This is a genomic window from Phaeobacter sp. CAU 1743 (assembly GCF_039839315.1).
Classification (GTDB): Bacteria; Pseudomonadota; Alphaproteobacteria; order Rhodobacterales; family Rhodobacteraceae; genus Phycobacter; species Phycobacter gallaeciensis_A.
Genome location: NZ_JBDOQR010000100.1, coordinates 1 through 11,733 on the forward strand (window position 1 = coordinate 1; position 11,733 = coordinate 11,733).

Below are 11,733 nucleotides of genomic sequence, written 5' to 3' on the forward strand. Positions count from 1 at the left end.
TCGGCCAAACCGCCGCTCAGGCGGCCAATACGGGGCGAAAATCGCTGGAAATGACGCCTCAACCGCCCCAAACTGCCCTCAAGCGGCAACATCGGCGCAGCCGAAGACGTTGTTCAGACGTTCCTTAAGTTCGGCGTTACGGTTGCGCAAAAACATACGATGCGCCAGATCGCCATAGGATTTAACAATCATTGATCAGATTCCCAGAAGAGTTTCCAGCAGGCCGTCCACGACAGACAGCACCTTGGCATTTGCACCGTAGGCCTTTTCGTAAATCATCAGGTTCTGCAGCTCGGCATCCGTATCAACACCAAAGCTCGCCTCGGTCTGGGCCATCTCGGTATAGCTAGACGCCGCGAAGGTCAGCGTGTTCGCTGCGGTATTGTCGTCGCGTGCGAAACGAGACAGCAGGACAGCACTCAAGTTAGACGCATCACCATTTACACTGCCTAATCCCGCAGAATTCATGGAACGGCTTTCACTCAGAGCTTCCGAATAACCCTGGATCAGACTGCCATCTCCAAGGTCCCCGGGGGTGGCCGCGTAAAGGCCGTCCCGAAAGCGCCATGTTTCGGCCTGACCATCCATGGCAACCAGATCGTTCAATTCCAGCCGACCAGAAATCCCGACGGTGTCGGCACTGTCAAAGAAGTTGCCTCCGTCGGTGAAAATACCCGCATCCGTGGCGCCGATCGTGGAATCGAGCGCCGGGTCCTGGAACCGTTCGATCAAATCCCTTGCATAGGCATCAAGATCGTCCTGTGCCTCTACGGCCAGTACGTCGCGGACCTGGAAATGAGCCGCCAGCGTCCCGCCGCGGATCGGACCGTTTACGCTTGTGCTGATCGGCTTTCCATTGACCTCAAGGCCCGACAGCAACCCGTTGTCCTGCGTCATATGAGGCAGCATGTCACTCTTGGGAGAGAAGCTCAGCTCGGAGGCTTTTCCATCCAAAAGCGCGGTGCCACCGGACGAATAGAGCGCAATTCTGCCGCCATCCCGCTGTAGAATATTTACCGGAATAATCGCGCCAATCTCATCCACCAACATACTACGCTGATCCAGCATCGTCGTCGTGTCAGCATTGGCAGCTTCGGAAACGACGATGCGGGCGTTCAATTTCTCCAGCTCCTTCAGGGCGGAATTCACCCGATCAACCTGAATACCGATAGAAGTATCCGCCTGAACCCGCATTTCGCGAAGCCCGGCGGCCGCTTCGGTGATCGTACTGACCAACCGATCCGCCTTCACCGCCAGATCATTCAGCCGCGGCGTCGAGTCCGGCCGCGACAACGCCTCGACCAGACTGCCTTCGAAATTCGCCATCTGCGATGTGATGGAAGATTCATCGTCGACGCTGCCGACCAGACCGCTCATCCGCGCAAAAAAGTCGGAATTGACCTGAGCCACGGCAAAATCAGCCTCTGCGCTGCGGCGCGCAGAAACCACCGCAGGATCAACCATGCGTTGAACCGCGCCGATTCTCACCCCCGGCGTGTAGGCGTTCGAATTCAGATCCAGTGTCCGCCGCGAGTAGCCCGGGGTCAGCGCGTTGGCGAGGTTCTCGGACACGATCTGTGAAGATCGCGACGCAGCATTCAATCCGCTCATCGCGGAGTTAATTGCACTTGTGATAGACATGATCAGCCTGCTCTTTCTAAGCCGGGGTCATTGCGCATCAGCGCCTTAACGCTTGATGTTGGTGGTTTCCTGAAGCATCTCGTCGACGGTCTGGATGACTTTCGCGTTCGAGGAATAGGCCCGCTGTGTCTGGATCATGTTGGTCAGCTCGCCCGCCACATCGGTCGAGGATTCCTCGCGCGTGAAGCCTGCAATTTCACCGGTGGGTCCATCACCCGCATTCCACAGGAAGAACGCACCGCTTTCTGCTGACGGGACGAAGGTCTGAAAGTCCAGCGACACCATGCCATTGGGGTTGGGCATATCGACCAGCGGGATCTTGTAGAGGATGCGGCTTGCGCCGGTGCTATAATTGGCCCGCACAAAGCCCGACGTGTCTACATCAACCCCAAGCAGGTTACCCGCAGTCGCACCATCCTTGGTGATGGTCGCGGGTGCAAAGGTATCGGAAACTTGGGTGAAGCCATCATTCTCGCCGATCAGACCGATATTGATTTCGATCGGACCGCCGTCGACATCAACAATCACACTGCCGGTCGAGGAATCATAGGCACCGCCGGCCGAACCCAAGGTGACCGAAGCCAGATTGCCACCATCAGTGCGGCTGTCGTCAAACTCCAGGGTATATTCACCCACAACCGCGCCACCGCTGGCAGTGTCAGTAATGATCATGGTCCATTCGTTGGATTTACCGGTTGCAGGCACCGTCGGGACGAATTCGATATCCAGATTTTCCGAGGATCCCAGATTGTCGAAATACTCGATCGACAGGGATTCAGTCCCTGAAGTTGCGCCAGCCTCTGTCGCTGTCGCCGGCAGGTTGGCACCAATCTGCATTGAGGTGGTCGGTTCGCCGACCAATTGGTTCTTATTCAGATACACCGGCTCCAGACCATCGCTCGAGTCGACAGCGCCGGTCAAAGTGTTGCCCGCGGCATCTGTCGGCCATGCCAGCAGTGCCAGACCCGACTCCGTTGCGAGGAAACCATCGGAATTGACATTGAAGGATCCCGCAGTGGTCAGTCGCATCGATGGCGCGCCATTGTCTGCTGCAATGTCCGAAAGGGTCGCCACTGGAAGGAAGCCACCACCGTCGCGCACAGCCAGGTCTGTCGGGTTGTCTGTCGTCACCAGAGGACCGCGCTGATCAATCAGACGCACATTGGTACTCCGCACACCACCGGCGCTATAGGCACCGCCAGAGGACCCCGCCACGATCGAATGGAAATCCGTCTGGACGCGCTTGTAGCCAGCGGTAGAGGAGTTTGCGATGTTATCGGAGATGGAGGCCAGTCGGCTGGCATTCGCGCCGAGCCCGGATACACCCGCATATAGCGACGAAGAAATGGTCATAGCACGCCTTTCTGCTGCTTCAAATTCTTGATGCAATAGCTAGCGCACGAGCACTTAACGGGCGGCTAACAGATAAAATCCAATCTATCTGTCGCCGCCCGATGGTGGTTAATTGTCTTGTTTTACTTGCGCAAAAGGGTGATTTCGACGCGGTTGTTGCGAACCCGCATGGGGTTTTCAACGGCCAGGTCACGGTCGGCATAACCTGTGACCCGGTGGATTCGGCTGGACTTCAGACCACCCGATTCGAGCAGCTGGCGGGCAGCATCAGCGCGGGCGTGTGACATCTCCCAGACCGGGTTCTTGGCCAGCACCACAGGCTGGGACCGGATGTGCCCACCAATGGCGACACCGTTGGCTACCGTACCACTTACCCGAGCGACCATGCGCACCAGATCCCGGAACAGGGGAGTCGGTTCTGCCGAACCATCTTCAAACAGCGCCGCGTCTTCGGTTTCGAACAGTTCGATGATCAGACCCTCGTCGGTAACCCGTGTCACGATATGTCGTGCCAGATCGGTCGCAACCATGCTTTCACCGCCAAGCCCCTTCAGTTCTTCTTCGATGACCCGGAAGATTTCCTCCTGAGCGGAACGTTCGCTTTCATCGATCAGCCCGGTCGCCCCCTGCGCCTGACGCGCATTCATCGGGTTCTCATCCGTAGCACCAGTGCCGCTTTGCGGTTTGATGTCCTCGGTGAACATGCTGTCCCCGCTGAACGCCCCGTTGCCGCCACCCGACACCCGGCTGAGCGGAATGGACGGTGAGAAATAGTCCGCCAGCCCTTTGCGCTGCTTTTCTGTCGTTGCGTTCAGGAGCCACATCAGAAGGAAAAATGCCATCATCGCGGTCACGAAGTCGGCGTAGGCCACCTTCCATGCACCGCCGTGATGACCATCGCCACCACCTGACTTTTTCTTCTTGATAATAATCGGAGCTACGTTGCTTTGAGCGCTCATTTCAACCACCACTTTTTTTCACCCACAATCGGGGTATCAGGCAGTGCGTTAATCAGATCTTAACAGCTAAAATTGGCTGCTATTAAGACATCTAAACAAATGATTTAAGGGCATAAATGTGGTTTTCAGGGGTGAACCGAGACGACCTCAAGTCAACGATGTGGCAGCTTTGTGGCGAAGGTGTGGCGGAGGTCTGACCCCGCCACAAAAAGGGCGGGATCAGAAGGGCGTTTCAAGCGCCCAAAAGGATGTCGCCGAATGATTCGCGCAGCTTGTTCTTGAGCACTTTGCCGGTGCCGCCCAGCGGCAGATCATCGGTAAAGACCACGCGGTCCGGAATCTGCCAGCTCGCAACCTTGCCTTCGTAATGCGCCAACAGCTCTTCTTCGGTCAGACTTTCGTCGGAACGCACCGCGATGACCACCGGACGTTCATCCCACTTGGGGTGCCGAGCCGCGATGGCAGCCGCCTGAGCGATCTTGGGGTGGGACATGGCGATGTCTTCCAGCTCCACCGTCGAAATCCACTCACCGCCCGACTTGATGATGTCCTTGGACCGGTCGCGGATGATCATATAGCCATCGGCATCGATGGTGGCGACATCGCCGGTATCGAACCAGCCATCCATGGTCAGCGCGCTGGTGTCATGGCCAAAGTAGGTATCGATGATCCAGTGACCACGGATCTGCAACTCGCCCTGGGTCTCGCCATCCTCGGGCAGGCGTTTGCCCGCCTCGTCCACGATGCGCAGTTCGACACCATAGGGCGGACGCCCCTGCCCTTCGCGGATCTTGCCCTTTTCCTCGACGCTCAGGTCGTCGTGTTTCTGCAGAAGGTTGTTGAGCGTACCCAGCGGGCTGGTTTCGGTCATGCCCCAGGCATGGATCAACTCCACCCCGTATTTGTCGCGGAAGGTCGGGATCATAACCGTCGGCAGGGCCGAGCCGCCTACAACGGTACGCTTCAGGCTTTCGGCCTTGCTGCCGGTCTTCTCCAGCGCCTGCAACAGCCCCATCCAGATGGTCGGCACACCCAGCGCAAGGGTGACCCGCTCGCCATCGATCAACTTGACCAGGCTTTCCCCATCAAGATGCGGCCCCGGCAGAACCAGCTTGGCTCCGACGGCGGCCGCAATATAGGGAACACCCCAGGCGTTGACGTGGAACATCGGCACCACTGCCATCACCGTATCGCGCGCCGAGATCGCCAGCCCGTCCGGCTGGTTGCCGCCCATGGAGTGCAGCACAGTGGTGCGGTGGGTATATTGCACGCCCTTGGGGTTGCCCGTGGTACCTGAGGTATAGCACAGGCTCGACGGCGTGTTTTCATCAAGGTCGGGCCAACTGTTGTCATCGCCTTCGGCGGCCAGCAGTTCGTCGTAGAACAGGATGCCTGGCACGGCCTCGGCGGCCGCCTCATCCCGCGGACCCATCAGCACGATGTGTTTCAGCGTTTTCAGGTGCTCTTTCAGCTTGCCCACCGCAGGCACAAAGGTGGCGTCGATGAACAGCACCTGATCCTCTGCGTGGTTGATGATGTAAATCAGCTGTTCCGGCTTCAGGCGCGGGTTGATCGTGTGACAGATCATCCCGCCACCGGAGACACCGAAATAGATTTCCAGATGGCGGCGGTTGTTCCAGGCGATGGTGCCGCAGCGCTCTCCTGCCTTGATGCCAAGACGCTTCAGCGCGGCGGACAGTTTGCGGGCATTCGCCTCGATCTCACCCCAGTTGGAATGCACGACCTCGCCCGAGGTTTCGACCGAAGTCACGGTGGTGTTGCCGTGGTACCGGCCCGCGTGTTCGATCAACGAGCTGATCGTCAGCGGTTTGTGCATCATCTTGCCAAGCATTTTGCCTTGCTCCTCCAAAACTCACTCGGCGGCCAGAGCCGCCCGGTTGCGGATCAGATCCGCGGCTTTTTCTGCGATCATGATGGTCGGTGCGTTGGTGTTGCCCCCGATCAGCCGCGGCATGACCGATGCATCCACAACGCGCAGGCCCTCCATGCCGCGCACTTTCAATTCCGGATCGACGACCGCCATTTCGTCCTGCCCCATCCTGCAGGTACCCACCGGATGATAGATCGTATCCGACCGCGCGCGGATGTGCTGCTCCAACGCTGCGTCATCCGGCTCACCTTCGATGAACAGCTCCTTATGGATGTAGCCCTGCAAGGGCGGCGTCTGCATGATCTGCCGGGTCTTGCGCACGCCCCGGATCAGGGTGGTCAGATCCTCGGGATCGGACAGGAACTGCGGATCGATCCGCGGCGGCGCCAACGGATCGCCCGAGGTCAGCCCGACCGAGCCACGCGATTTCGGTCGCAGCACGCAGATATGGCAGCTGAAGCCATGCCCCAGATGCAGCTTGCGGGCGTGGTCATCGACGATGGAAATGACGAAATGCAGCTGCACATCGGCGCGCTCCAGTGTCGGATCGGTTTTCAGGAACGCCGCCCCTTCGGCAAAGGGTGTCGCCAGCATCCCCTTGCCCGTCTTGCGCCAGTCGTTGATGTGTTTCAGCAAGTTGACACTGCCCGGCAAAGAGATCCCGAAATTGTCCCGGTCCTTGCTTTTGTAGGCGAGGGTGAAATCGAGATGATCCTGCAGGTTCTGCCCGACGCCGGGCAACTCGTGCACCATACCAATCCCATGCGGCGTGATATCCTCGGGGCGCCCCACCCCCGACAGCTGCAGCAGTTGCGGTGAATTGAAGGCACCGCCGCAGAGGATCACCTCGCGCCCGGCGTTGACCATCAGATCCTGCCCGCCTTTCCGGTACGCAACGCCGGTGGCACGCTTGCCCTGAAACAGCACCTTGGTGGCGTGAGCGCTGGTGATCACCGTCAGATTGGTGCGATCCATCACCGGGTGCAGATAGGCCGCCGCGGCCGAGCAGCGCTCGCCATTCTTCTCCGCCGCATGGAACTGCGTCACCTGATAAAGGCCGATGCCTTCATTATCTCCAGTATTGAAATCCGCCGTCTCGCGGATCTGCAGCGCCTTGCCCGCCTCGACAAAGGCGCGGGTGATGGGGCGCGGGGATTTCTGGTGGCTGACTTGCAGGGGGCCATCACCGCCATGCACCGCATCGCCACCAGCTTCGTTGTTTTCGGCGCGCTGGAAATAGGGCAGCACGTCACTCCACCCCCAACCGTCACAGCCCAGCGCCGCCCATTCATCATAGTCACCCGCATGACCGCGGACATAGAGCATGGCGTTGATCGCACTGGAGCCGCCCAGCGCCTTGCCGCGCGGCTGGTATCCCTTGCGCCCGTTCAGGCCCGGCTGCGGCACGGTCTCAAACGCCCAGTTGTTGATCTTGGGACGACCCGGCAGCATGGCAACCACCGCCGCCGGTGCGCGTACCAGAATGCTGTCACCGCGCCCGCCTGCCTCCAGCAGGCAGACGCTGGTGTTCGGATCCTCGCTGAGCCTTGAGGCCAGAGTTGACCCTGCTGAACCGCCCCCCACAATCACATAGTCGAACTGCATCGCTCCCCTCCCAAGGCTGCATCCTGTTCCAAGGTGAGCGCAGGAAGGGGCATCCTGTCCACGTTTACTGTGCGTAAACCATGATTGCGCGGATCCTGGCTTAGCTACCTTCGCGCGCGCCGGTCACCGGACGGGCCGAAGTCGCATAGCGCTCAGAGGCTTCGTAATAGTCGTCAAATCCGATCCGGCGGCGCAACTCCATGAAGTCCATCAGGTTGCTGCGTGGCTGGCCTGCTTTCATCTCGGCCAGCGTCTGCATCATCGCCTGCATGGCGGAGGCCATCAGCGACAGCGGGTAGGCCGCGATACGGTATCCGATTTCCTGCAATGCCTCGGGCGGCAGGTCGGGGGTTTCACCGCCTTCGACGATATTGGCCATATTGGGTGCGTCCGTTGCCGCGCAGACCTCGCGCATCTCCGCCTCGGACCGGGGCGCCTCGACAAAGATGATATCGGCGCCCAGCTCACGGAACTTCTGCGCGCGGGTCAGCGCCTCATTCAGCCCGTGATCATGACGGGCATCGGTGCGCGCGAGGATCAGGATATCCTGACCTTCCTCACGTGCATCCACGGCGGCGCGGATGCGGTCAAAGGCTTCCTCGCGGCCCACCACGGCCTTGCCCGGTGTGTGACCGCAGCGTTTCGGCGCCAGCTGATCCTCGATCATCACGGCGGCGCAGCCCGCATTCGCCATCCCCTGTACCGTGCGGCGCACGTTCATTGCATTGCCATAGCCGGTGTCCCCGTCGGCAATCAGCGGCACAGAGATCGCCCCGGCGATATTGCGGGCCTGATCCAGCACCTCACCATAGCTCATAAGGCCCAGATCCGGCGCCCCGATCCGCGAGGCAGAGGCGCCAAACCCGGTCATGAAGGTCAGGTCGAACCCGGCCTGTTCGATCAGCTTGGCAGACAGCGCATCATAGGCGCAGGGCATGGTGTGAAGGCGGGGCTGCGCAAGAAGGGCGCGCAGGCGGTCAGCAGGTGTCGTCATGTCACTCACAATTTGAAGGGAATATAAAGGGCAAGGTCGGGCACCAGATAGAGCAGCACCACACAGAAGAACATCAGGAGCAGGAAGGGGATCGCCCCACGCGCCACATCGCCAAGGGTGGCGCGTGCCACGGCCTGGATCACGTAAAGGTTCAGCCCCACCGGCGGCGTGATCAGGGCGGCCTCGACCATCACCACCATGAAGACGCCGAACCAGATCGGATCAAAGCCCAGCCCCATGGCAGCAGGCAGCAGCACCGGGGTCATGATCAGCACCATCGACAGCGCCTCCAGTACCAGCCCCATCACCACGAGGATACCGGCCACCAGCAGCACGAACATCACCGGGCTGGACACCGCGTCCGAGATGAAGGCGCTGATTTCCTGCGGGATGCGGTACAGGGTGATCGCCTTTCCGAACACCTTGGCACCCGCGATGATCAGCAAGATCGCGACCGTGGTCGCCATGCTGTCCACCGCCGCCTCCCAGAAGGCTTTCCAGGTCAGCGTACGCAGGACCAGCGCGGTGATGACCACGGCAAAGGCAAATCCGATGGCCGCGGCCTCGGTCGGGGTAAAGGCGCCGGAATAGATGCCCGCCACAACCACGGTGGCCAACGCAATCGACGGCAGCGCCCGCAGGGTGGCGCGGCGGCGTTCGGCGCCGGTTGCCTTTTCACTGCGGCCCATGCCCTTCATCGAGGCATAGATCATCGAATAGCCCGCAAACAGCACCAGCAGCGCCAGACCGGGGCCGACACCGGCCAGGAAAAGGGCAATCACCGATTCCTCGGTGACGAAACCGTAGATGATCATCGGGATCGACGGCGGGATCAGGATGCCCAGCGTGCCGCCAGCCGCCAACAACCCGTAGACAAAGCGCCGCTCGTAGCCGCGGTTGATCATTTCCGGGATGGCAACGGTGCCAATGGTAGCGGCCGTCGCCACCGAAGAGCCGGAGATCGCGGCGAACAGCCCGCAGGAAATTACCGTCGCCACGGCCAGCCCACCAGGCCAGTGGCCGACCCAGGCCTGCACGGCGGCATATAGATCACGCCCAACGCCACCTTTCAGCAGCACATTGGACATCAACAGGAACAGCGGCACCGCCAGCAGAATGAAGCCATCCAGAGTGGAGAGGATCGCCTGCGGCGCCATCAGCGGAGAAAACCCGCCAAGGATCAGCATCGACAGCCCGAGCCCACCAAGGGCAAAGGCAACCGGCACGCCAACAAGCAGCAGCGCGAACAGGGCGAAAAGGATCAGGAAAACCGTCATTATTCATGCTCTCCTTCAGCCGCGATATGCCCCTGCGCCGCGCGCCAGACCTCGATCACGGATTGCAGCAGCAACACCGCAAAGCCAAAGGGCAGCGACAGTTCGACGTACCACATGGGCATGTCCAGCATGGTGCCGGTGGTGCGCCCGCGCATGAAACTGTCGTGGAAAATCTCATATCCGTAGACCAGCACGACGGCGGAAAACACCGCCACCACCGCCATGGCAAAAACATCCGCGCCGATCCGGGGACCACGCGGCAATCCGGAGATCACCGCCGTGATGCGGATATGGCGCCGTTCGCGCAGGCACCAGGGCGCCGCGATCAGCGATCCCCAGATCAGGCAGAACTGGCTCAGCTCCGCCGCCCAGATGGTGGGGCGGACAAAGAAATAGCGGGCCATAACCTCATAGGTCAGCATGACCCCCGCAAGAACAAAGAGGACCGCCGCCACAAGGGCCAGCGCGGTCACGAACCTGGCAAAAACGTGCATGGAATTTCCCGAAGAATAAGATGGACCGGCCCCGGATGCGGCGCCGGTCCGTGACTGTCAGGCTCAGAACTTCTCGGCAGCAGACAGGATTTCTGCGCCCAGATCCCCGGCCTTAGCGCGGAAACCGTCATAGACGGGCGCGGCAGCCTCTTTCCAGGCGGCGATCTCTGCGTCGGTCGGCTGGTACACCGTCATCCCGGCCTTTTCTGCCTCGGCATAGGCGGCAGCCTCGATCGCGGACATCTCGTCCCGTACCGCGATTTCAGCCTTGCGGGCGGCATCGGCCATGATTTTCTGATGCTCAGCCGACAGACCATTCCACCAGTCGGTGTTGGCCACGACGATGAATTCGATATCGGCGTGGTTGGTGACGGTGATAGTGTCCATGACCTCCCAAAGTTTGCGGGATTTCACGCCCGAAACACCGGTCATGCCGATATCAACGGTGCCGCGCTGATAGGCCAGATACTGCTCGGAACCGGAAATCAGCGTCGGGGCACCGCCGGTCGCAGTGACGAAATCACCCAACGTCTTGCCGAAGACGCGGGCCTTCTTGCCTTCCATATCAGCAGGCGTTTTCACCGGACCGTCCTGGGACAGCATGATCGCGCCGCCATATGCCTGCCACCACAGAACCGTGGCACCAGTGTCGGCGATGGCCGCATCAATGGGCCCGCGGACCGGACTGTCCGGCGCAACGGCCTTGCGCACCTTTTCCTCGGAGTTGAACAGGAACGGCATATAGAAGACATCCACCGCCGGAATATCCCCGACATAGCGCGTCAGCGAAGCCACGCCCATCTCGATGGCGCCAGAGCCGACAGCGGCAGGCACTTCCTTGTCCTTGTAAAGCTGCGCGGAGTCGTAAATCTCCACCGCGATGTCACCGTTCGAGGTCTTTTCGACCTCTTCCTTGAACATCAAGAGGTTCTGGCCAAGGTGGCTTTTGAGCGGCAGCTGCAAAGAGATACGTGCGGTCACATCCGCAGCAAATGTCGGCAGTGCAGTGCACAGCGCCAGCGCGGCGCCGGTCAGCGTCGAAGTCAGTTTCATGAATTTTCCTCCCGTTAATAAAAGAATGTTCCATCAAGGACTTACCTTTGGTCAAGGAAAATGCCGGGGGCCTGCCGGGTGCGATAGCCGCACTTTAAAATATTAATACAATTCAATTATTTGACTGGTTCTGCAGCTCAATTTTTTTTGGAAAGGCCGCATCCAAAGCGCCCTCAGCCGGGCGATAACGCGCAGCAGCTGCAACAAAAAGAAAGGCGCCGCGCAAATTGCGCGACGCCTTTCTTTTTGCCGGGCCCAACGGGAGAGAATCCTCCCGCAGGCGATCCGATCCGGGCGGGAGCGCCCCGCCCGAGGCGTATCCGGACCTCAGCCCAGGGTATTAGGGTCTGTGGACATTCAGGATTCCCAAGCTGGCTGAAATCTGATTCAAGCTTCCAAAATGGAGGTTTGAATGAACGAAGAGCGGTTTGTGTTGACAGATGAGGTCTGGGTCCGCCTTGCGCCC

The 11,733-nt window shown here is 60.0% G+C and carries 9 protein-coding genes; all 9 read right to left on the reverse strand.

Going from position 1 to position 11,733, the window contains the following annotated elements; genetic code table 11:
- Window positions 1-195: 195 nt before the first annotated feature.
- The 9 genes from flgK to dctP all read right to left on the reverse strand — a co-directional run bounded on the left by flgK (window position 196) and on the right by dctP (window position 11,267).
- Window positions 196-1,641 (reverse strand): flagellar hook-associated protein FlgK, encoded by a 1,446-nt coding sequence (flgK, locus tag AAFO90_RS22760; RefSeq protein ID WP_347510886.1) that lies wholly within the window; start codon window positions 1,639-1,641, stop codon window positions 196-198.
- A 45-nt stretch (window positions 1,642-1,686) separates the two neighbouring features.
- A complete protein-coding gene (locus AAFO90_RS22765; protein WP_347510887.1) occupies window positions 1,687-3,030 on the reverse strand; it encodes a flagellar hook-basal body complex protein in 1,344 nt (447 codons plus the stop codon).
- A gap of 86 nt (window positions 3,031-3,116) precedes the next feature.
- Window positions 3,117-3,953: a flagellar motor protein MotB gene (locus tag AAFO90_RS22770; protein ID WP_347510888.1), complete on the reverse strand. Its 837-nt coding sequence runs from the start codon at window positions 3,951-3,953 to the stop codon at window positions 3,117-3,119.
- A gap of 232 nt (window positions 3,954-4,185) precedes the next feature.
- On the reverse strand, window positions 4,186-5,805 hold the full coding sequence (locus AAFO90_RS22775) for a long-chain-fatty-acid--CoA ligase (protein WP_347510889.1): 1,620 nt from the start codon (window positions 5,803-5,805) through the stop codon (window positions 4,186-4,188).
- A gap of 21 nt (window positions 5,806-5,826) precedes the next feature.
- The gene (locus AAFO90_RS22780; protein WP_347510890.1) at window positions 5,827-7,449 is read right to left on the reverse strand and encodes a GMC family oxidoreductase N-terminal domain-containing protein; all 1,623 of its coding nucleotides are present in this window, start codon (window positions 7,447-7,449) and stop codon (window positions 5,827-5,829) included.
- 100 nt (window positions 7,450-7,549) lie between these two features.
- Window positions 7,550-8,443, reverse strand: a complete 894-nt coding sequence (locus tag AAFO90_RS22785; RefSeq protein WP_347510891.1) for an isocitrate lyase/PEP mutase family protein — start codon at window positions 8,441-8,443, stop codon at window positions 7,550-7,552.
- A gap of 5 nt (window positions 8,444-8,448) precedes the next feature.
- On the reverse strand, window positions 8,449-9,720 hold the full coding sequence (locus AAFO90_RS22790; protein WP_274829370.1) for a TRAP transporter large permease subunit: 1,272 nt from the start codon (window positions 9,718-9,720) through the stop codon (window positions 8,449-8,451).
- Window positions 9,720-10,214 (reverse strand): TRAP transporter small permease, encoded by a 495-nt coding sequence (locus AAFO90_RS22795; protein ID WP_274831695.1) that lies wholly within the window; start codon window positions 10,212-10,214, stop codon window positions 9,720-9,722. The genes AAFO90_RS22790 and AAFO90_RS22795 overlap by 1 nt, the downstream gene beginning before the upstream one ends.
- Window positions 10,215-10,277: 63 nt before the next feature.
- Entirely contained in the window at window positions 10,278-11,267 is a 990-nt protein-coding gene (gene dctP, locus AAFO90_RS22800; RefSeq protein ID WP_347510892.1) for a TRAP transporter substrate-binding protein DctP, read from the reverse strand.
- Window positions 11,268-11,733 lie beyond the last annotated feature (466 nt).

What these genes read in the sequence shown, in the direction of transcription:
- flgK (WP_347510886.1), bottom strand. Translation starts at nt 1,641, where the DNA reads ATGTCTATCACAAGTGCAATTAACTCCGCGATGAGCGGATTGAATGCT.
- AAFO90_RS22770 (WP_347510888.1), bottom strand. Translation starts at nt 3,953, where the DNA reads ATGAGCGCTCAAAGCAACGTAGCTCCGATTATTATCAAGAAGAAAAAG.
- AAFO90_RS22775 (WP_347510889.1), bottom strand. Translation starts at nt 5,805, where the DNA reads ATGCTTGGCAAGATGATGCACAAACCGCTGACGATCAGCTCGTTGATC.
- AAFO90_RS22780 (WP_347510890.1), bottom strand. Translation starts at nt 7,449, where the DNA reads ATGCAGTTCGACTATGTGATTGTGGGGGGCGGTTCAGCAGGGTCAACT.
- AAFO90_RS22785 (WP_347510891.1), bottom strand. Translation starts at nt 8,443, where the DNA reads ATGACGACACCTGCTGACCGCCTGCGCGCCCTTCTTGCGCAGCCCCGC.
- AAFO90_RS22790 (WP_274829370.1), bottom strand. Translation starts at nt 9,720, where the DNA reads ATGACGGTTTTCCTGATCCTTTTCGCCCTGTTCGCGCTGCTGCTTGTT.
- AAFO90_RS22795 (WP_274831695.1), bottom strand. Translation starts at nt 10,214, where the DNA reads ATGCACGTTTTTGCCAGGTTCGTGACCGCGCTGGCCCTTGTGGCGGCG.
- dctP (WP_347510892.1), bottom strand. Translation starts at nt 11,267, where the DNA reads ATGAAACTGACTTCGACGCTGACCGGCGCCGCGCTGGCGCTGTGCACT.